Source organism: Rhizobium sp. AN73, assembly GCF_030757975.1.
In the GTDB taxonomy this organism is placed as follows: domain Bacteria; phylum Pseudomonadota; class Alphaproteobacteria; order Rhizobiales; family Rhizobiaceae; genus Agrobacterium; species Agrobacterium arsenijevicii.
On record NZ_JARWME010000001.1, the window covers coordinates 1,739,703 to 1,760,648 of the forward strand.

The following is a 20,946-nucleotide window of genomic DNA, read 5'->3' on the forward strand; positions in this document are numbered from 1 at the left end:
CGCGGGAAACGGCCAGGCGAGGCCGCCTCCCGCGCGGGCCGGGTTACCAGCCGTTGCCTTTGAGATCGGTCAGTTCCACCTCGAGCAGTTCGAGATTTTCAGCCGCCGTGCCATTGCCGGAGAGCGTGTTGTGCACCGCGCCCCAGAACTTGGCCGAAACCTCGTTGTATTTCACCTTGGCCGAGGCGGAAGGGCGGGGAACGGCGGTCTGGAAGATCGGCTTCCATGTCGGCATGAAGGGCTGGGCGGCGGCGACATCATTGTCGTCATAAAGCGAGGCGATCGTCGGCATGTTGGAGAGCTGGATCGCACGCATCTTCTGGGTGTTTTTCGATGCCAGGAATTTCACGAGCTGGATGGCCGCGTCCTTGTCGTCGGAATATTTCGAAACGGCGAGGTTCCAGCCGCCGAGCGTCGAGGCAGGGGCCGCACCTTCTTCGCCGGCCGGCAGCGGGGTGACGCCGAACTTGCCCTTGATGGCGCTGTCGGCGCCGTTTCCAAGGGCGTAGGCATAGGGCCAGTTGCGCATGAAGACGGAATTGCCGGTCTGCCAGACGCCGCGCGCTTCCTCTTCCTTATAGGCGAGCACGCCCTGCGGTGCGATGCTGCCGACCCAACCCTTGGCGGTTTCAATCGCGGCTGCTGCTTTCTCGTTGTTGATCGAGATGTCGCCGTTGGTCTCGACTATATGGCCGCCACCGGCGGATGCGATCCATTCCAGCGCGTTGCAGGTCAGGCCCTCATAGGCGCTGCCCTGGAAGACGAAGCCCCAGAGGTCCTTTTGCCCGCCTGCACGTTCCTTGTCCTGAATTTCCTTGGCGGTCTCGCCCAGTTCCTTCCAGGTTTTCGGCGGCTGCTTGCCGTATTTTTCCAGAAGGTCCTTGCGGTAGAACAGAGCGGGTGCGTCGGTGAACATCGGCATGGCGACAAGCTTGCCGTCCACGGTCTGCGACGCCACGATGGAGGGGAAATGATCGCCGATGACGTCCTTGGTCGCTTCGGTCAGATCCACGAATTGTTCGGCCAGCTGCGGCGCCCAGATCACGTCGGTCTGGTAGACATCGACATCCTTGTTGCCAGCGGCAAGCCACAGCCGGTACTGGCTGAACTGTTCGCTGGATGAAGAAGGCATGGTGACGAGATTGACCTTGTGGCCGGTCTCTTTTTCGAAGGCGGCGATCCGCTCCTTGAAAAATGCGATGTTCTTGCCGGTCGAGTTGGCGGCGATGGAAAGCTCAGCCGCTTGGGCGGAAACTGCCGCGGACAGCACGCTGCCGCACAGGAACAAAGTCTTCATGGAAATATTCATTGTCAAACTCCTCCGTTGACGCTTCCAATCGTCCTCAAAATTGAAAGCGCTTTTGACTGACGCAAAGCTCGCAAAAGCGGAACAATCTGTCAATGCTCTTTCTAATGGTGTGGAAATCGGATGTTTCTAGCGACGGTTTTACGGTGTTTGCCTTTCGAATTGACGAACTGTAAGGTTTCAGGTGGAGAAAATTGAAATCGCTTTCAATTTTTGATCGCTTGAAAAAATCTGCGGCGGCAACGCATGCAGGAGCAGATTGGCAAAAAACATGAAGCTCAAGGAATTCGCAGAGAAGGTCGGGCTGTCGCCCACCACCGTCAGCCGTGCGCTTGGCGGCTATCCTGAGGTGCGCGAAGAAACGCGCCAGCGGGTGATGGATGCTGCGCTGAAATACGGTTACCGGCCCAACGCCAACGCCGTGCGGCTGGCAACCGGCAGGGCAGGCGCGATCGGCGTCGTGATGGGCCGCTCCGGCGGCGGGCATTTCTTTTCGGAATTCATGGGCGGCATGGCGACCCGGCTGGAAGGTGAAGAGACCGATATTCTCGTCAGCGTCACCGTCGACAACAATCTCGACGAGGAACTGGCGATTTTCAGCCGGCTGGCGTCAAGCGGCCGCGTGGATGGCATCATCGTGCATTCGCCGCGCCCGGAGGACGAGCGTATCGCGCTGCTCAACCGGCTGGGCGTGCCTTTCATTGTGCATGGCCGCTCAAAGACGCCATTCGAGCATGCCTGGCTCGATATCGACAATCACGATGTGACGTACCGGCCCACAATCCATTTTCTGGAGCGCGGCCATCGCCGCATTGCGCTTATCAACGGTCCGGTCGGTCGCACCTTCGTGCAGGATCGTGAGCAGGGTTTTCGCGACGCCCTGGCGAAACACGGCATTACCCCGGACCCGCGCCTGATGATGAGCGAGCATTTCAGCGAGGATGTCGCTTTCCGTTTTGCCCGCTCGCTGCTGGAGCAGACGCCGCGCCCGACCGCCTTTGTCGCTGGTGCGATGATGACGGCGCAGGGCGTTTATCGCGCCGCAAGTCAGCTGGGTCTGACGATCGGCAAGGATGTCTCCGTCATCGCCCATGACGACGTGTTTCCTTATCTCACGCCGGAAAGCATGATGCCGCCGCTTTCCACCACCCGCTCGCCCATGCGCATGGCGGGCATGCGGGTGACGGACCTGCTGTTGCAGATCGTCGGCGGTCGTCCCGTCCGCGAGGTTCAGGAATTGTGGCCGGTTGAACTGATCTTGCGGGAATCGGTCGGCCCAGCTTGAGCCTGTCGCCATAGCTCACTGATTCCATTCCATTTTGTGAACGTCAATTGATTGCCGTTCGCCTTTCGTCGTCTATACGGCGGCGGCGTCTCATGTATAATCGGAACTATCACGGGTGTTTTGGAACAGGGCCCGGATCGGCGCGTTTAGGGGACGTGTTGAAGGAGGAGGACGGATGTTTGGATTTTTGAAACCGCAACAACAGACTGTGATCGATGACGTGGAGGCAACCGGCACCTATGCCGATGCACTGCTCAACGTGCCAAGCCCGGAGCTGACCCGCTCCACCGCCCGTGAGCATGGTCACGAGGCCCACTCCCGCGATTATTGCGAAACCCGCGATGTTTCGCGCACTGCGCTCGGTTTTGCCTGAGCCATCGCAAAAGCTTCCCTAAAAAACGGAACGGACCAACGTTCTCTGCGTTTCCCTGCACGACCCGCAAGGCGGCGCAACTGGACCGAAGGGACCTGACCGGCATTTGACCGGTGGGCAAATTGGGTGCTGCGCCGCCTGAATGGCGATGGCGCAATTGCGTTGTCCCAATAGATGAAAGCGCAGTCTCAGTCCGCGTCGGGCGAGGAACGCTTTATATCAGGAGGCCGCGATGCCGACCGTTCCCGTCGAACCCTATCCAAATCCGCCAATGCCAGTACCGCCGCAGCCGGAGATACCGCCGATCGAAGAGCCGGAACCCGACAGGTTGCCGGATGAGGTGCCGACCCCCAATCCCGATGAAAACGACGAACCACCGAGGGTGTTGTAGATATTTCAGACCTTTTCGAATTTCTTGCTGACGAAAGCGGAGCCTTCAAGCCCGAAGCGCCAAGGGTAATCCTGCGCGCGGCTGATGCCGATGCGTCTGCCTGTAGTGATCGCGGCGGCTTCCTTCGGCAACTGTAGGAAAAACGGCGTGGCGTCCAGCGAAGCGCCGTCCATGTCTCCGGTAATGGCCAGCGCCTGACAAAGCCTGCCGGGGCCGGAACATAAAAGTTTCAGCTTGTCAGTTCCCCGCCGTAGTTTCATCATGTCTATGCCGGTCATGGGTTCGATGGCGCGCAGAAGCACGGCCGAACCAGGAGCGCAGACGAAGTTGGCGCACCAGTGAATGCCATAGGACCGGTAGACATAAAGACGGCCGGCCGGGCCGAACATCGCCTTGTTGCGCGGGGTCTGCCCGTTAAAACTGTGGGATGCCGGGTCGTCCGGATGATAGGCTTCGGTTTCCACGATGATGCCGCCGGTATTGCCGATGCGGAATTCCGCGCCGATGAGGGCGCGGGCCACATCCACCGCATCGCGCAGGAAGAATCTCTCCTGCATTTCCGGGCCCAAGGCCTGATCCATCTGGAACCCCTTCTGCTCTGCCATCGTTGTGAATTCAGGTTTTAGTGATCCAAACCGGAGGGCATGTCATGCAACTTTCTACGACCTATGTAAAACGGGATAACGGCGTGATCTCCGTGGAATTCGTCGGCAGCGACGGCGATCAGGTCTCGGTTCGCCTTGCCGCCGGTCTGGAAGGGATCGACGATGCGGAGGCCATCAAACGCGCCAGCGCGGTGATGGTTCAGTTGACGGCTTTCGGAACGCGCCAGGGCGCGGATACGCCGTCGCAATTTTCCGCCCTCGCAACGGCGCAGAGTGAAACCCCGCACGGGCAGGCCAGCGCCCGCACATCGAAGGATCGCGACATTCTGGAGGAGGAATTGGACGAAGGGCTGGAGGACAGCTTTCCGGCCAGCGACCCGGTTTCGGCGATCGGCACCTCCATCGCTTCCAGAAAGGGAGGGGCGTGACATCGGCTCACAGCCCGACTTGCGGTCGCCCACCCATCACAGGCTTGTGTGCCTATGATTAACGAATGGGTAACGTCTGTTCACGAGACTTTGTCCAGATGCGAGGTTGCCGCCTTATGGCCACCTTCGTTAGTTAAGCGTCTGCCGGAAAGGCGGGCAAATCAGGCGGGCAAAACGATCCATGGACATGAAGGCATTGCTGGATTTCGCGGTTGCGGGGGTTACGGCACAGGGTTAAGGCAGGGGTGAGAATAGCTGCGGTCGTCGCGATCGGCGGCAGTCTTGCCGCGTGCACCTCCATGGGTCTCGATAGCGTCAAGAAAGATCCGCCGAAGCTGTCATCCAAGATGATGGCGCAGATGTCGGCCAAGAGCATGCGCCCGGAAAGCCCGGTGCTCGTTCGCATTTTCAAGCAGGAAAGCGAGCTTGAGGTCTGGAAGATCGACAAGACCGGAAATTATGCGCTGCTCAAGACCTATCCGATGTGCCGCTGGTCCGGAAAGCTGGGTCCGAAGATGAAGACGGGCGACCGGCAGGCGCCGGAAGGTTTTTATCATGTCTCCGCGGGCATGCTGAATCCCAACTCGCAATATTTCGTCTCCTTCAATCTCGGTTATCCCAACCGGCTGGAATCGGCGCTCGGTTACACGGGCGAGGCATTGATGGTGCATGGCGCCTGTTCGTCGTCGGGCTGTTACGCCATGACCGATCAACAGGTCGGTGAGATTTACGCTGTCGTGGCGCGCGCGCTGCAGGGCGGGCAGGACCGTTTTCAGGTGCAGGCCTATCCCTTCCGCATGAGTGCGCGGAACATGGTGGCGCACCGGGACGATCCCAACATGCCGTTCTGGAAGACACTGAAGGAAGGCTACGACTATTTTGAAGTGACACGCCGTCAGCCGAACGTTTCCGTTTGCGGCCGGCGATATGTCTTCAATAGCGAATTTGCCGAAGGCGAACCCGCCGATCCGCTGGCCGCCTGCCCGCCGGCCATCAACCAGCCGGACCCGCAGGTGGCGTCGAAACTGGCCGAAGAGCAGCAAAAAATTGCCGCCGCGATGAACGAGGGAACTTCCACTCCCCTCAGCGCGTATGTAGACGGCGGCATGCATCCGAGCTTCCGTGCCATTCTGAAATCCAGCGGTGCCAAGTCCATGGCATCTCAGGTTTCCGGCACGAAGTACCCTATCAGCCGCCCCGAGGCGGCGCTGGCAGATCCCTTTGCCAGTGCGAGATGACGTAAATGAGGTTTTTCAATTGAACGACAAGACAACGACCCGGCGGGGTTTCCTGCTTGGAGCAGGCGGACTGGCCCTTGCCGGCCTTGCTGGCTGCAACACCACGGCGCGTGAAGCTAGCCGGCCTGCCGCCCCCGCCGAAGACCCGATGTATGCCCTGATGTACGGTCCGAAGCCCGACGAGCAGTTTCCGTTGCCGGAAATTCCCTACAAGCGGATCCCGCGTCAGTTCCTGCGGCAGATGGTGGAAAACCCGACTGGTGAACGCCCCGGTATCATCGTGGTCGATACCGCCAACCATTTCCTCTATCTCACTTACGAGAATAATCAGGCCATGCGTTACGGCGTCGGTCTCGGCCGTGCCGGTTTCGAATGGGCCGGTCGTGGCGTCATCCAGTACAAGCGGCAGTGGCCGCGCTGGACGCCGCCTGACGAGATGATTGCCCGCCAGCCGGAGCTGGAACCCTATAGCGGCCGTAATGGCGGCATGGAGCCGGGCCTCAAGAACCCGCTCGGCGCGCGTGCGCTCTATATCTTCAAGGACGGCAAGGACACGATCTACCGTCTACACGGCTCGCCGGAATGGTGGACGATCGGCAAATCCGTTTCCTCCGGCTGCGTGCGCCTGCTGAACCAGGATATCGTCGATCTCTATAATCGTGTGCCTGATGGTACGCCGATCGTGGTGACGGCACTCGGACCGGCGCAGCAGGGTGTGCCGATCGGGCAGGCGGGCGTGCCGGTCGCGCAATATGGCGGCGGCGTGGTCGGTGACGGCCTGTCGCAGCCGACGCAGACCTATTGATAAATGAAGATTTCCAGCCGCCTGAGATGGCGGCTGGAAACGACGGGTGAATGAAGGTGCACTCTCGGTGCACTTCAGCTCAGGCTACGTGACGTATCACGTCGCGGCTACCGGCACTTTCCATCTCCAGACGGAAACGCGATACCAGCGCGCGCAGCTTTGCCGTTTCTGCGGCGAGCGTTGCAGAGGCTGCGGTGGATTGTTCCACCATCGCCGCGTTTTGCTGGGTGGCGTGATCCATGGAGTTCACCGCTGCGTTGATTTCGGCAAGACCGGTCGATTGTTCGGCGGCCGATGTGGCGATGGCGGTCATATGGCGGTCGATGCCGGCGATACGCTCACCGATATCCTTCAGCGCCGTGCCGGTGTCGAGAACCAGTTTCACACCGCTTTCCACCTCCGTCGACGATTGCCGGATATGGTCGCGGATTTCGCTTGCGGCCTTTGCCGCGCGCTGGGCAAGATCGCGCACTTCCTGCGCCACCACGGCAAATCCCTTGCCGGCCTCACCGGCGCGGGCGGCCTCAACCCCGGCATTCAGGGCCAGAAGATTGGTCTGGAAGGCGATCTCGTCAATGACGCCGACGATGCTGGTGATCTGCCGGGATGATGTTTCGATGCGACGCATCGCCTCTTCGGCATGGCTGACCACCTCAACCGATTTCAGTGCGCTGTGATTGGCGTCGGTGGCGGCAAGGCGTGCTTCGGCGGTGCGCTTGTTGGCGTTTGAAACATTGACCGTGATTTCATCGAGTGCTGCGGCGGTCTGTTCCAGAGACGCGGCAGACGCGGCCTGATTTTCGGTGCGGCGGGAAAGATCGCCGGCACCGGCGGCGATTTCGCGGCTGCTGCCATCAATCATGCCAATGCCATCAGAAATGGCGAACAGCGTTTCGCCGAGTTGCCGCACCGAGCTGTTGAAATCGTGACGCAAGGCTTCGAACTGTGGTGCGAAGGCCTGATCGAGCTGAAAGGCCAGATCGCCCGATGCCAGCCGCTTCAAGCCGGCTGCAAGGCCGGACGTGGCAATGCGCAGCCGTTCGGAGGCATCTTCCTCCGCCTGTTGCCGCGCTGCCGCCTGATCGGCTTCTGCCTGCTGTCTGGCTGCTGCGGCCTGTTCTTCGAGCGCCCGATTGGCAATCGCCGCCTGCCGGAATATTTCGACCGCGCCGGACATGGTGCCGATCTCGTCCTTGCGGTCGATGCCGGAGGGTGGGTGTGAGGTGTCGCCGCCCGCAAGGGTTTCCATATTTCCCGACAATTGCAGGATGGGGCGGATGACAGATTTGCGGGTGAGGAGGAAAAGCCCGGCGGAGAAAAGTGCTGCCAGAACCAGCAGCCCCTTCAAAATGAGGTTGATTGTCGTTTTGGTCTTTTCGCTTTCGGCTGAGGCAGCGTTGGACAGGGCTTCGATCTGGTCGCCCGCCGTCTCCATTGCTTTTTCGAGGGTCGAAAACTGCCGCATAAACTCCGGCATCAGCTTGACCGCTTCCGCCGGGCGGGGGCCGGCAAGACTGACAACCGCATTGGCGGCGTCGATATAGGCAAGAAGCGGCTTTTCGACACCGTCGATGACCGGCTTGACGTTCGTACCAGCCGACAGAGACTTGTTCGCGTCGATCATCTCGCGGAAGGTCGTTTCATGTTCGGTAAGGTCGGCCTTTACCTCCTTGAGGTCGAGACCCATGCTGGCATCGGCGGAGAGAATGGAGGCGAGCACGTCGGAGCGCAGCGCGTCGTGCATCATGTCTGCCTGCATGTGCTTGCGCAGCACATCGCCTGAAAGCGAGACATATTCGCTGTTTCGATTGAGCGTCTCCGTCGCCCAGATGCCGATGCCGGCGGCACTTCCGGTAATAGAAAAAATAGCAATGCTGGCTAATATTATTTTGTTCTGAATCGACGCCATGGGGCCGTTCCTGCTGTTGGTTATACTGCAGGAACATAATAGAGTATGATTAATAAATGATATATCTCCTGGGCGGTCTCGACGAAGATAGAAAAAGGCTGCATTTTTATTGCAGCCTTTTCTTTATTGAATTTGTATACTTTTAATTCGCTCGTTTCAGCGCGTCGCCGAGGATGGAGACGATATCGTCGAAATGGGATTTCTCGGCGATCAGCGGTGGCGAAAGGGCGATGATGTCGCCGGTGACGCGAATGAGCAGGCCGCGCTCGAAGCAATCCACGAAAACGTCATAGGCGCGCGCGCCGATGGCGCCATCGCGCGGCTGCAGCTCGATGCCGGCGATGGCGCCGATGGTGCGGATGTCGATGACGTTCGGCAGGCCCTTCAGCGAATGGATGGCGTCGTGCCACACGTCCTGCATTTCAGCAGCACGGGTGAAGAGCCCTTCGTCGCGATAGATGTCGAGCGTGGCGATGCCGGCGGCGCAGGCGACGGGATGGCCGGAATAGGTGTAGCCGTGGAACAGTTCGATCTGGTTGTCCGGCCCGTGCATCAGCGCATCGTGCACCTTGCGGCTGGTGAAGACCGCACCCATGGGGATCGCGCCGTTGGTCAGCCCCTTTGCGGTGGTGACAATATCCGGCGTCACACCGAAATAGTTGCTGGCGAAGGATGAGCCCATTCGGCCGAAACCGGTAATGACCTCATCGAAGATCAGCAGAATGCCATGCTTGTCGCAGATGGCGCGCAGGCGTTCCAGATAACCCTTCGGCGGCACCAGCACACCGGTGGAGCCGGCTACCGGTTCCACGATGCAGGCGGCGATGGTTTCCGCGCCATGCAGGGCTACCAGCCGCTCCAGATCGTCGGCAAGCTCGGCGCCATGCTCGGGCTGGCCCTTCACGAAGCTGTTCTTTGCCAGGTCATGGGTGTGGCGCAGATGGTCGGCGGGGATTTGTGGGAAAACACGGCGGTTGTTGACGAGGCCGCCGACTGAGATGCCGCCGAAACCGACGCCATGATAACCGCGCTCACGGCCGATCAGGCGGCTGCGGGTGCCCTGGCCAATGGCGCGCTGATAGGCAATTGCGATCTTCAGGGCCGTATCGACCGATTCCGAGCCGGAGCCGGTGTAGAACACCCGGTCAAGTTTCGCGCCTTCCGGACCGGGCGCAATTTCCGCCAACCGTTCGGCGAACTCGAAGGCGATGGGGTGGCCCATCTGAAAGGATGGCGCGAAATCCATGGTCGAAAGCTGGTGTTTGACGGCGGATGCGATCTGGTGGCGGCCATGGCCGACATTGACGCACCACAGACCAGCCGTGCCGTCGAGAACCTGACGGCCGTCATTGCTGGTGTAATACATGCCCTCGGCGCTCGCCAATAGGCGAGGATTGGCCTTGAACTGCCGGTTGGCGGTAAATGGCATCCAGTAGCTGTCGAGTGAGGTGGAATTGGATCGGCTCGGGTTGTCCATAACGGTTCTCCTGTTCGTTGCCGGTGATTGAAAGCTATTTTCCGGACTGAACAAGCCCTTTTCTCTCTGTGGCCAAGCCATTGAAAATGTTATAGGCGGGGAAGAGAGTTTTCGATATTTCGAACAACGACAACGGGGGCTGCGGCATGTCGGTGGATATAGGCGGGCGTTTGCGCCATTTGCGGCTGCGTCACAATATTTCCCAGCGTGAGCTGGCAAGACGCGCCGGTGTTACCAATTCGACGATTTCACTGATCGAATCCAACACCTCCAACCCGTCCGTGGGTGCGCTGAAACGCATTCTCGACGGTATACCGATCGGCCTTGCCGAGTTTTTCGCCTTCGAGCCGGAGACGAACCGCAAGGCGTTTTATCGGGCGGACGAACTGGTCGAAATCGGCAAGGGGCCGATATCCTTCCGGCAGGTAGGCGACAATGTTTTCGGCCGCAGCCTGCAGATCCTGAAGGAATGTTACCAGCCGGGTGCCGATACCGGCAAAGTGCCGCTGGTTCATGACGGCGAAGAGGGGGGTATAATCCTCTCCGGGCGTCTGGAAGTGACTGTTGACGAAGAGAGGCGGGTGCTCGGGCCGGGGGACGCCTACTATTTCGAAAGCCGCAGGCCACATCGCTTCCGCTGCGTCGGCCCCGTGCCGTGCGAGGTCATCAGCGCCTGCACGCCACCCACCTTCTGATTCCTTGGTTTTTTGCGTGAAGCGGTGCCGGGAGGGTGGCCAGGCCGTTGCGAACGGAGAGAATATGGTCGGGCGGAAAGATTTTCTACGATCTGACCCGACTTTAATATGGATTTTTGCCATTGTTTTGCCGCTTTTGCGCCGCGTTTGCAATTTTCCCATCGCTTTTTCTTGGCGAAGTTGGAGTGCCGGCAAAAAAATCCCGGCTAATATGTCAAATTTTATATGCATTGCCACAATCTTGCTGCGATGCAAAAAAATTTAATATTCTGTCGGACGCATGGCTGTTCTTGGCGTTCCTGTCTCACCTGATTAAGTCACAAGAAACATATAAGAAAAGACTATCTGATGTCGAAAACGCAATACATGCGGGAGCGACACCCATGCTCTCAACACATGGCCATCGGCGCATTTGTTGCTTTTTTATGCAACCGTTAATATTGCCCTGACGTTGATCGGTCGCTGTCGCAAGAAATCGCATAGACGGTCAGGGGCAATGTGCCTTACAAAAAATCCATTAGCATCAAATTCAGAACACAGACTTGTTATCTCTTTTAGACGGAAAGACACGCCTCCGGGCACCGACCAATCGCAAAACATAAATGGAGTTCTCTCTATGAAGTCCGCGACCCAATCGGCTGAACAGACACTCAGCAGTTCCGAAGATTTCGATGTCAGCTTCCCTATCGGGGGCATCGCAAAACGCAGCTTCGATATGACATCGGCCGTGCTTGCGCTGCTCGTCTTCAGCCCGATTTTCCTGTTGATCGCCGCGCTGGTGAAATTGACCGATCCCGGCCCGGTTTTTTATGGCCACCGACGTGTGGGACATAATGGCCGTTATTTCCATTGCCTGAAATTCAGGACGATGATGGTGAACGGCGACGAAGTGATGCGGCAATATCTTGCCGCCAATCCGGAAGCCGCCGAGGAATGGCGCGCTACCCGCAAACTCAAGAACGATCCGCGTGTGACCGCAGTTGGCGCCGTGCTGCGCAAGCTCAGCCTCGACGAGCTGCCGCAGCTCCTCAACATCATCCGCGGTGAAATGAGCGTCGTTGGCCCGCGCCCCGTCGTCGACGAGGAGCTGAGCTACTACGAAAGCGATGCCGCTTATTACCTCAGCACCCGTCCGGGCCTGACCGGCCTTTGGCAGATCAGCGGCCGCAATGACGTCAGCTACAAGACCCGCGTGGCTTTCGACACGCAATATGTTCAGAACTGGTCGATGCGGCAGGATGTCTTCATCATCGTCAAGACCATTCCAGCCGTGTGCCTTTCACGCGGAAGCTACTGAAAACCGATATTGAGTTTGGCTTTATCGATCTTTGTTTTGCCACGCACCCCGACCGGGATCCCAAGTCCGGTCTTCGGGTGCGTCATTGGTGCAAATCATAATGGCCGCTTTTTGCGGCGCTGCGCAGCCGGCACTGTCCGGCTGCTCTATCGCCTGATCGCCCGCGCGGCGATCCGCAAACAGGGAGTTTCCCGATGAACGGCCTTCTTGCCACCACCAGCCGTCCGCTTGCTACGAAAACCGTCGGACAGACGTTCTCCGCTCTTTTGCTTGCCGCATCCGTCGCATTCGGAGCGCCGCTTTCTGCAATGGCTGCGGATGGCACCCAATACAAGCTCGGCACCGCCGACAAGCTGCGCATCCGCGTTGCCGAATGGCAGCCGGCCGATGGCAGCATCCGCAACTGGGATGTCATCAACGGCGATTATTCCGTCGGTCCGTCCGGCGCGCTGTCCTTGCCCTTTATCGGCCAGCTCGACGTGGCGGGGAAAACCTCCTCGGAAGTCGGCGAGGCGATCGGGGCGCAGCTTCAGAGCAAGTTTGCACTTCGCAACCTGCCATCGGCTTCCGTCGAAATTGCCCAGTTCCGGCCGATCTTTTTGAGCGGCGACGTGCAGACGCCCGGCGAATATCCCTATGCCGCCAATCTCACCGTGTTGAAGGCCGTCAGCCTTGCCGGTGGTCTGCGTCGCTCCGATGCCGGGCAGCGTTTTGCCCGCGACTTCATCAATGCGCGCGGCGATGCCGCCGTCTATGACAACCAGCGGGCAAGGCTGCTCGCCCGTCAGGCGCGCCTCGTTGCCGAGGTCAAGGGTGATACGACCATCGCCAAGACGCCGGAGATGGAAAAGATTACCGAGATCGATACGCTTCTCGCCAGCGAAAGCGCGCTGATGAAGTCCCGGACCGAGCGTTACACGCTGCAGCTCAAGGCGTTGACGGATCTGCATGCCCTGTTGCAGAGCGAAGTCGAATCCCTGAACAAGAAATCGGAAACACAGAACCGCCAGCTTCAGCTTGCCAATGAAGACCGCGACCGCGTCAACCGACTGAACGAGCAGGGGCTTGCGCTGTCGCAACGGCGTATTTCTGCGGAAGAGCGTGCGGCGGAGGTGGAATCCACCCTGCTCGATATCGATACGCAGTCGCTGCGCGCCAAGCAGGATATCAACAAGGCGACCCAGGACGAGATCAACCTGCGCAACGACTGGGTGGCGCAGCGCTCCAAGGAATTGCAGGACACGGAAGCGGAACTCGACAAGCTCAATCTGCAGCTGACCACCAGCCGCGAACTGATGTCGGAGGCGCTGGCGCAATCGGCAGAAGCAATCCGTTTCGATCCGTCGGGAAAATCGGCCACGATCAGCTACGTCGTGGTGCGTGAGGAAAACGGCAAGCCGAAGGACGTGAAGGTGGATGAAAACGCGCTTCTCCAGCCCGGCGACGTCATCAAGGTCGCGTCCGAAATCCTGATGCAGTGAGGTATTCATGCGGATCGCCAAATCGGCGCTGATCGATCCCGAACGCAATGAAGTCTACGGAATGGCGGCGATTGCGCTGTCATTCTTCGTTTTCGCCTACTCGTCGCGTTTCGGACAAATCTCGGTTCTGGCCTATTATGGCATGTGGCTGCCGCTGGTGGTGGTCAACTACCGGCGCGTGCTGGGCAACTATCCGCGCTATCTATGGATATTCGCCTTCGGCATCCTGACCGTACTGTCGAGCTTCTGGTCGGAGGCAGCGTCGGTGACCATGCGCGCCTCCATCCAGTATATGACGCATATCGTCTGCGCGCTCATCGCCATGCGGGTGATCTCCATCCGCACGCTGACGCGTGGCGCGTTGATCGGCATCACCGTCATCCTGCTCTACTCGCTGCTGTTCGGTGTCCACCTTTTCGACGCGCTTGATGGCACCTACAGTTTCGTCGGCGCTTTCTCATCGAAGAACCAGCTTGGCTTCTACGCCTCGCTTGGCGTCATTTTCGCCGTCTCCTCCGTGCTGATCCTCAAGCAAAGGGGTATCTGGCTGCCTGTCGTGGGTGTCACCGGGCTTTTATCGGCCTATAGCCTCATCGCGTCGCAATCGGCCACATCCACCATTACCACGGCGGCGGTCGTTGCCCTCATCATCGGTTTCATCCCGATCGGCATGCTTTCACCGGCCAACCGCAAGATGACATTTTTCGCGCTCGGCGGTCTTGGTGTGTTGCTGGTGGTCGCTTCCCTGCAATTCGGCCTGCTCGACGCCATTCTCGGCCTTTTCGGCAAGGATTCGACGCTGACCGGCCGTACCTATCTCTGGCAGCAGGGCATTGAAGCGGCAAAACAGACGCCGATCCTCGGCGTCGGTTATCAGGGCTTCTGGGTGGTGGGTTTTGCCGATGCCGAGCGCCTGTGGAACGACTTCTTCATCACCGGACGCAGCGGCTTCCATTTTCACAATACCTATATCGAGACGGTGGTGGAGAATGGCATTGTTGGCATGGTTCTGCTCGGCACGGTGCTTTACGGAACGCTGCTCGGTCACCTGCGCTCGGTGCTGATGCGCGATAGCGATCCGCAGGGCGTCATTCTCTTCGCCATCTGCGCGCTGTTCGTCGTTCGCTCCTTTGTGGAGATCGATATTATCTTCCCCTTCCAGATCGGTTCGTTCCTGCTGTATTTCGCCGCTGGGAAACTCTGCCTTCCGGCGAAAGCCACGCAGAATAGCGAAACTCATCCCGCGATTGGCGTGCGGTTGCAGACGAGAGCCTGAGCGTTCGCTCCGCCCGATCCTAGAGGTAATCCGCTGAAACATGCGGGCTGGCGTGGATGAAGCTCCACATGTCCTTGCTGACCTCGACGATGTCCGCGATCGATTTTTCGAGATGTTCGATTTCTTTTTCGTCCATGCGTTCGACCTTGCCGTAACGCACCTGGCTGTCATCTTCCACGAGCCGCATCAGCTGGGTGCTGGCGATTTCGCCCTTCTCGTCGAAGGAGTAGATGCAATGATTGTATTTGTTGCGCGTCTTCGCTTCTTTCTTCAGCCGCGCCATGATGGAGAGAATGGTCTTGCGGTCCGACGCCGGGGTGGAAGGAAGTTTTGCAAGACGCTCGATGAGGTCCATGCGGGCCCGCGTGGTGTTGAGCGTCAGGAAGACGATGATGGCCGCCTCCTTCTCCACTTTCAGGAGATGGACGATCAGATAGATCATCAGGCTTTCGGTGTTGGTCCACACGTAATTCAGCCTGCCGACCATCAGCAATACATCCGACATCGCCGCCATGCTGCTCTCCCGCCCCACCAGAAATATACTGGCATTCTATGCCGGCCTGCACGGGATTGACAGTGTAGGCCCTGTCTCTTTGTTTTCCGCATTTTCCGGGCGTAGAACCGCTACGCACTTTTACTGGAATTGCTTTATTTTTTTATCTCTCCTTGAAGGCGCGGGACATGCTGTCGGAGATTGGCTTGGTCAGATATTCGAAAAAGGTTCGCTCCGAAGTCTGGATCAGAACGTCTGCCGGCATACCGGGCACAGGGTGGAAATTATGCACCTTTGCGATCTCCTCGTCGGAAACCTGCACGCGCACGATATAGACGTCCTTGACCTGCAGGCCGGCATTTTCCTCGATGCTGTCGGCGGAGACGTAAAAGACCTTGCCGTTCAAAACCGGGGTGGTGCGGCGGTTCAGGGCCGAAAGGCGGATTGCAGCGGTCTGGCCCTCATGCAGCTGGTCGATGGAGGTTCTGAGAACCTGTGCCTCCAGGATCAGGGGAACATGGGCGGGCAGGATTTCCATGATCGGTTTGCCGGTGGTGATGACGCCGCCCGGCGTATGATAATAGGCGCGCACCACGGTGCCGTTGACGGGGGAGCGGATGACAGTGCGTTCCAGCACTTCGGCGGCACCGCGCACCTGTTCGCGCACGCTGTCGAGATCGGCTTCGGCGGTTTCGAGCGCGTCAAGTGCGGCCTGCTTGTTGGCGTTGATGGCGATGACCGCTTCCTGTTTGAACTTGGCGATTTCCGCCTCGCTCTGGTTCATTTCGCCGGTCAGACGGGCGATATCGCCCATGGCATCGGCGATGGCGCGCTCCAGCGCCAGCATGTCGGTCTTGCGGATGACGCCGTCCTTGGCGAGCCTCGCCTTGGAGTCGCGCTCCTGCGTCAAAAGCGCCAGTTGCCGGTCGAAGGACTGTTTCTGCCCGTCATAGCCTGTGTAGCGGAATTCCAAGGACCTGATGTTCTTTTCGATAAGATTAAGCTGCTCGTCGAGTTTGACGATCTTGCTGTGGAAGACGATGTTCTGGCTCTGGATGATGGATTTGATGTCCGGATCACTGGCTTCCTTCATGACGATATCAGGCACCTTGAAGCTCTTTTCGCCCTGCGCCTCGGCACGCAGGCGCGTGACGATGGTTTCGAGGCGGAGCCGCCTTAGCTGCAACATGCGCTCGTTGGCGAGCGCCGTCGTCTTGTCGAGCGTCAACAGCACATCGCCTTCCTTGACGGTATCGCCTTCGCTGACCATCATTTCCTTGATGATGCCGCCTTCCAGATGCTGGACGATCTTGTTGTTGCCGGTGGCGACGAAGCTGCCCTGGGCGATGATGGCGGAGGAGAGTGGCGCCGTGCCTGCCCAGTACCCGAACCCGCCGAAGGAGGCGAGCAACACGGCAAGGCCGATGGAGCTATGCAGGCGAATGGAACGCGGCACTTCGCTGTACCATTCAAGCTGGCCCTCAGCTTTTACCTCTGCGACGGCGGTGGCGGTTTTTTTCCTGAACATGACGATCCTCAACCCTCGATCTGCGGGGACTGGCCACTTGGCCGGGCATTACCGGAAATGGCCTTCAGCACGTCCATGCGTTCACCGAACATGGCGACCGATCCGTCCTTCAGCACCATGATCTTGTCGACGCACTGAAGAAGTGCCGGTCGCTGGGTAATGGTGACGGTGGTGATGCCCTGTTTCTTGGCGTGCAGAATGGCCTTTGCCAGCGCCTGTTCGCCCTGCGTGTCGAGGTTGGAGTTGGGCTCGTCCAGAACCACGAATTTGGGATCGCCAAAGAAGGCGCGGGCAAGCGCGATGCGCTGTTTCTGGCCGCCGGAAAGCGGCGCGCCATCGGCCGCGACTACGGTTTCGTAGCCCTGCGGGAAACCGGCGATCAGCTCGTGCACGTCGGCAAGTACGGCCGCCTCGTAGATCTGCCGGTCCTCGATATCGTCGCGCATGCGACAGATATTGGCCTTGATGGTGCCGGGGAACAGCTGCACGTCCTGCGGCAGGTAACCGATGCTTTCGCCGAATTGCCGCTGGTCCCAGTTGCGCAGGTCCATGAGGTCGAGACGTACATTGCCTGATGTGGGCAGGATGGAGCCGACCAGCATCTTGCCGAGCGTCGTCTTGCCGGAGCCGGAATTGCCGATGATGGCGAGCGATTCACCCTTTTTCAGCGAAAAGGAAATGCCGTTCAAGATCACCTTTTTCTGCGGCGGCGGCACGAAGAGGATGCGCTCCACATCCAGACGACCTTCCGGATTGGGCAGGCGCAGGCGCGGGAAGTTCAGCGGCGAGTTGATGAGAAGCTGCTTGATGCGGCCGTAGGCGGCGGCGGATTTGTTGAACTGGTGCCAGCCCTCGATCGCCCCTTCGATGGGCGCCAGCGCGCGGCCTGAAATGATGGAGGCCGCAATCACCATACCGCCCGTCAGTTCACCGGAAAGCGACAGATGCGCCCCCCAGCCCAGCAATGCCACCTGGGTAATCATGCGGGCAGCCTTGGAGACGCCGGAGAACATGATGTTGCGATCCTGCGCTTCCACATGCGCTTTCAGCGATCCGGCTGTTTCGCGGCCCCACATCTTCACCGCTTCGGGGATCATCGCGAGTGCATTGATGATCTGCGAATTGCGCGACATGGAATCGAGATGGAAATTGGCGCGGCTCAGATAACCGGAAGCTTCGGAAAACTGTCTGGCGGTGAAACGCTGGTTGAGCCAGGCGATTATGAACAGCACTGCGCAGCAGACCATGATGATGATGCCAAGATGTGGATGGACGAGATAGACCACCACGATGAAAAGCGGCATCAGCGGTGCATCGAGAAAGGCGATCAGGGTGCCGGAAGTGATGAAGGCGCGCAGCTGCTGCAGGTCCTGCAGGATCTGGTAGTCCTTGCCGCTGCCATGCAGGGAAGCACGGGCGGCGGCGGAAAGGATTGGCGCGCCAAGCTGCACCTCAAGTTCGACGGCGGTGCGCATCAGAATGAAACGCCGGATGGCGTCCATGAAAGCCTGCAGCAGAACCGCGCCGAGGACGGCAACCGTCAGCATGACAAGCGTATCCATCGAGCGGCTGGTCAGCACCCGGTCCGAAATCTGGAACAGATAAAGCGGAATGGCGAGCAGCAGCACATTGATGGCGACGGTGAACAGCATCACCACCACCATGTTGCGGCGTACGGCAGCTATGCCCTTGGTAAGGCTTGCGGCGAAATTGATCGGCTCGCTGCGCTTGTGGAAACCGCTCTGGCTTCCACCGCCGCCGCCACCACCGCCTCCACCGCCATTGTCCGTCGGCTCCTTGCCACCGCCGCCCGTCACCGGTCGGCGCTCGTTTTCGCGGATCGGTCCGTCATTGTTGTCAATCGTTTTGACGAAAGGCAGGTCGGGTGCGTTTTTCAGCTCGGTATTGTCCACCTTGGCCTGCGGCGCCGGCGGGGAAACGGGTTGCCGGTCCTGTTGCGGCAGGGGCCTTTCCTGCGGAACGTCCCGAAATTGGGCTGGTTGTCCGGTCTTTGGGGACGGTTGCGTAAGGGGCGGCGGCGGTGTGATCTCAGGGGTGGGCGGGGTCACTTTCGCCGTCTGTTCCGCGCCAGATAGATGGCGCAGATTTTCGACGGCTTCGTTGATGGCCGAAATGCAGGCATCCGTCAGTTTGCTGTCTTCTGCATCCTGATCCAGCGGCAAGTCCAGCGAGCGCCCGACGGCAATGGTTTTTCTTGAAATATGGTCCATTTTTTTATTTATCCCCTCGGTGATCTTGCGGTGTCTGCGGCTTGGTGGCGGGCGGCTCTCCCCGGCCTGTCAAACCTATGCAGTGACCCCCTGCATGACGTCGGATGAATGGGCATTCGACCACGACATGTCGTGACCGGCATTGATGACACCATCGGCTTCATTCTGGATGGTGGCGGGATCGTCGTGAAGAAAGGCGATGACTTCGTTGGCCAGCTGGCCGTGCTGCGTCGGTTGCAATGCATCGTTTTCGATGATGCCGCCCTGTATCAGTATGGCATCGGAATAAACCCCGCCGGCGACGTAGGTCGTCGAGCCGAAGCTGTCGTAATCGATGATCTGTGCGAGATTGACGACGGCGTTGCTGCCGGTGTCGATATGGACGGTGGCGTTTTCGTTGTTTTCGAGAACCTTGGATGCGGCTTGCGTCACAGCGTCGGAATCGCCCAGCACGCCCACCTGTTTGATGATGCTGACGTCATAAAGATTGCCGGTGATGTAAAGGACGTTCAGCCCTTGGTAGCCGGCGAAATTGGCATCATGGGCAAGCCCATCCGGCATGTTGGGGTCGCGCTCGTTAATCGCGTTCACCGTCTGATGCATATAGTCCGGCATGGTTTCGAAACGCTCGTTGCTGCCAACATTGTGAATGCTGGCGTCGTTCCACAACAGGTTGTTGCCGGACTGGACGGTGGCGCCCTCAGGCGCATCGGGATGGGCGCGGATCCAGTCATTGTCGTAAAGCACGGCGATCTGGCTGATGACGTTCATGTCCAGCACGTTGCCGCCGACGATGATCAGATCGTATTGCATGCCGATGCCGAGGAAATTGGCGATGTTGAGGGCGGCGTTGCCTCCCGTCAGCAGGTTGACGCTGGCACCCGAAGAGGTGATCGTCAGTGTGTCGTTGTCGCTGATGAACTGGTATTGCTCGATCCAGTGGACGAACGATACGTCTCCTTCGAGCACGCTGACACGCCAGGCCGTGGGAAATATCGGCGGTTCGCCATTATCGTGGCTGCTATCGGCAGCGTTTTCCGCACCCGGATAGACGCTGCGTACGAAGTTCGCAATATTGTACGCGGCAGTCGCCGCATGGTCTTCAGACTGCGTGAAAACCGAGTCTATTTTGTCCCGGTCGCTATAGACATAGGCTTGGGTGATTGCGTCGATCTGATGATAATCGCCCATGACGGCGGTGACAGAGGTCATGACGCCGGTATTGATCAGCGTGGCGATGTTGGCGACGATATTGGCGCCAGCGGCAATATCGAGACTGTTGCCGGCAGGATCGTCCTCGTGCAGCGGAACATCGCTCTTTTCGGGCGCTTCCTGCGGTTTGGCAAAACCGCGATCCGGCATTTGATCATCGAGCGTCGGCTTTTCGTAGGCTATCGAGCCATTGATATAGAGGCCGTCGATGTCGTGGCTGGCGAGAACGAAATCCTGATCCGCGCCGGTGCCGAGCGATGTCACATCGTTTTCGCGGGCATGATCGATATAGTCATGCACGGTTTTGGCCAGCGCCTGCAATCCGTCATAGCTATCCGTGCGGTGGAAAACGGAAAAGGGCGTGAAGACGGCCGCTTCGTTGTATAACTCGACGGTGCGCTGGGTCACGAAACCGGTGTCGCGCGCCACATAAGGGCCGTCCGTCATGTTCAGATAGTCGTCATCCTGAAGAATATTGATCTGCGCGACGTGGGCGATGACGGAGCCGGGGCCGGTGTGCACCACCAGTTCGCGTTCTTCCTCAAAGGAAAGACGGCCCGGGAAGCGGAAATTTGTAGCTGAAATATCGATGGGAATGGCTTTTGCCAACTGCTGCATGTCGTATTCGACAGCGCGGGCAAAATGCGGACGAAGATAGTCGAAGTCGTAATAGCCGGCGCGGTATTTGACGCCGGGATCGTAATCCTCAAGTGGCACGTCGTAGTTCTTGTCGAGCAGCCTTGCTGCTTCATCATCCGGCAACCGGTCTGGATCAGATTGTGCAACGCCTTCGGTATAGTTGGTTCTCAGGCGCGCGTCCTCGATCACCGTGTCGAACAGGCCGATGAAATGCGCGATCATGTCTGAAATTCTGTCGATATGCATTGCAGGTCCCTCCCTGATCATCGCGGCAGGA

Annotated in this window: 18 protein-coding genes; 10 read left to right on the forward strand and 8 right to left on the reverse strand. The window is 59.0% G+C overall.

Going from position 1 to position 20,946, the window contains the following annotated elements; translation table 11 throughout:
* Nucleotides 1-43: 43 nt before the first annotated feature.
* On the reverse strand, nucleotides 44-1,309 hold the full coding sequence (locus RBH10_RS07810; RefSeq protein ID WP_281037540.1) for an ABC transporter substrate-binding protein: 1,266 nt from the start codon (nucleotides 1,307-1,309) through the stop codon (nucleotides 44-46).
* A 268-nt stretch (nucleotides 1,310-1,577) separates the two neighbouring features.
* Between RBH10_RS07810 and RBH10_RS07815 the strand changes: the two genes are divergently transcribed.
* From RBH10_RS07815 to RBH10_RS07825, 3 genes are all read left to right on the forward strand, one after another.
* A complete protein-coding gene (locus RBH10_RS07815; RefSeq protein ID WP_281037539.1) occupies nucleotides 1,578-2,591 on the forward strand; it encodes a substrate-binding domain-containing protein in 1,014 nt (337 codons plus the stop codon).
* 175 nt (nucleotides 2,592-2,766) lie between these two features.
* On the forward strand, nucleotides 2,767-2,964 hold the full coding sequence (locus tag RBH10_RS07820) for a hypothetical protein (protein WP_045018500.1): 198 nt from the start codon (nucleotides 2,767-2,769) through the stop codon (nucleotides 2,962-2,964).
* 232 nt (nucleotides 2,965-3,196) lie between these two features.
* Nucleotides 3,197-3,355, forward strand: coding sequence for a hypothetical protein (locus RBH10_RS07825; protein ID WP_281037538.1), 159 nt, complete (start codon nucleotides 3,197-3,199; stop codon nucleotides 3,353-3,355).
* A gap of 5 nt (nucleotides 3,356-3,360) precedes the next feature.
* On the opposite strand, the gene RBH10_RS07830 is transcribed toward RBH10_RS07825, so the two are convergent.
* Nucleotides 3,361-3,936: a DNA-3-methyladenine glycosylase gene (locus RBH10_RS07830; protein ID WP_281037537.1), complete on the reverse strand. Its 576-nt coding sequence runs from the start codon at nucleotides 3,934-3,936 to the stop codon at nucleotides 3,361-3,363.
* A gap of 68 nt (nucleotides 3,937-4,004) precedes the next feature.
* On the opposite strand from RBH10_RS07830, the gene RBH10_RS07835 reads away from it, so the two are divergent.
* The 3 genes from RBH10_RS07835 (at nucleotide 4,005) to RBH10_RS07845 (ending at nucleotide 6,431) form a co-directional block, all read left to right on the forward strand.
* Nucleotides 4,005-4,388 carry a hypothetical protein gene (locus RBH10_RS07835; protein ID WP_281037536.1) on the forward strand — a complete coding sequence of 128 codons (384 nt, stop codon included), beginning with the start codon at nucleotides 4,005-4,007 and terminating at the stop codon, nucleotides 4,386-4,388.
* 299 nt (nucleotides 4,389-4,687) lie between these two features.
* A complete protein-coding gene (locus tag RBH10_RS07840) occupies nucleotides 4,688-5,626 on the forward strand; it encodes a hypothetical protein (RefSeq protein WP_372339784.1) in 939 nt (312 codons plus the stop codon).
* Nucleotides 5,627-5,645: 19 nt separating this feature from the next.
* Nucleotides 5,646-6,431 (forward strand): L,D-transpeptidase, encoded by a 786-nt coding sequence (locus RBH10_RS07845; RefSeq protein WP_045018492.1) that lies wholly within the window; start codon nucleotides 5,646-5,648, stop codon nucleotides 6,429-6,431.
* Between the two features lie 79 nt (nucleotides 6,432-6,510).
* Here RBH10_RS07845 and RBH10_RS07850 read toward each other — a convergent pair whose 3' ends face one another.
* Both RBH10_RS07850 and RBH10_RS07855 read right to left on the reverse strand, forming a co-directional pair.
* On the reverse strand, nucleotides 6,511-8,340 hold the full coding sequence (locus tag RBH10_RS07850; RefSeq protein ID WP_281037534.1) for a HAMP domain-containing methyl-accepting chemotaxis protein: 1,830 nt from the start codon (nucleotides 8,338-8,340) through the stop codon (nucleotides 6,511-6,513).
* 142 nt (nucleotides 8,341-8,482) lie between these two features.
* Nucleotides 8,483-9,817 carry an aspartate aminotransferase family protein gene (locus RBH10_RS07855; RefSeq protein ID WP_045018488.1) on the reverse strand — a complete coding sequence of 445 codons (1,335 nt, stop codon included), beginning with the start codon at nucleotides 9,815-9,817 and terminating at the stop codon, nucleotides 8,483-8,485.
* A 146-nt stretch (nucleotides 9,818-9,963) separates the two neighbouring features.
* Here RBH10_RS07855 and RBH10_RS07860 point away from each other — a divergent pair, with 146 nt between their 5' ends.
* The 4 genes from RBH10_RS07860 to RBH10_RS07875 all read left to right on the forward strand — a co-directional run bounded on the left by RBH10_RS07860 (nucleotide 9,964) and on the right by RBH10_RS07875 (nucleotide 14,566).
* Nucleotides 9,964-10,512 (forward strand): cupin domain-containing protein, encoded by a 549-nt coding sequence (locus RBH10_RS07860; RefSeq protein ID WP_045018487.1) that lies wholly within the window; start codon nucleotides 9,964-9,966, stop codon nucleotides 10,510-10,512.
* Nucleotides 10,513-11,128: 616 nt separating this feature from the next.
* Entirely contained in the window at nucleotides 11,129-11,809 is a 681-nt protein-coding gene (locus tag RBH10_RS07865) for a sugar transferase (RefSeq protein ID WP_045018485.1), read from the forward strand.
* 194 nt (nucleotides 11,810-12,003) lie between these two features.
* On the forward strand, nucleotides 12,004-13,290 hold the full coding sequence (locus tag RBH10_RS07870) for a polysaccharide biosynthesis/export family protein (RefSeq protein ID WP_281037533.1): 1,287 nt from the start codon (nucleotides 12,004-12,006) through the stop codon (nucleotides 13,288-13,290).
* 7 nt (nucleotides 13,291-13,297) lie between these two features.
* A complete protein-coding gene (locus RBH10_RS07875; RefSeq protein WP_281037532.1) occupies nucleotides 13,298-14,566 on the forward strand; it encodes an O-antigen ligase in 1,269 nt (422 codons plus the stop codon).
* A 19-nt stretch (nucleotides 14,567-14,585) separates the two neighbouring features.
* Here the strand turns inward: RBH10_RS07875 and RBH10_RS07880 are convergent, their stop codons facing one another.
* From RBH10_RS07880 to RBH10_RS07895, 4 genes are all read right to left on the reverse strand, one after another.
* Entirely contained in the window at nucleotides 14,586-15,080 is a 495-nt protein-coding gene (locus RBH10_RS07880; RefSeq protein ID WP_281037531.1) for a hypothetical protein, read from the reverse strand.
* 142 nt (nucleotides 15,081-15,222) lie between these two features.
* On the reverse strand, nucleotides 15,223-16,587 hold the full coding sequence (locus RBH10_RS07885) for an HlyD family type I secretion periplasmic adaptor subunit (protein WP_281037530.1): 1,365 nt from the start codon (nucleotides 16,585-16,587) through the stop codon (nucleotides 15,223-15,225).
* Nucleotides 16,588-16,595: 8 nt separating this feature from the next.
* Nucleotides 16,596-18,818 carry a type I secretion system permease/ATPase gene (locus RBH10_RS07890; protein WP_281037529.1) on the reverse strand — a complete coding sequence of 741 codons (2,223 nt, stop codon included), beginning with the start codon at nucleotides 18,816-18,818 and terminating at the stop codon, nucleotides 16,596-16,598.
* 75 nt (nucleotides 18,819-18,893) lie between these two features.
* A complete protein-coding gene (locus tag RBH10_RS07895; protein WP_281037528.1) occupies nucleotides 18,894-20,915 on the reverse strand; it encodes a hypothetical protein in 2,022 nt (673 codons plus the stop codon).
* Nucleotides 20,916-20,946: the final 31 nt, after the last annotated feature.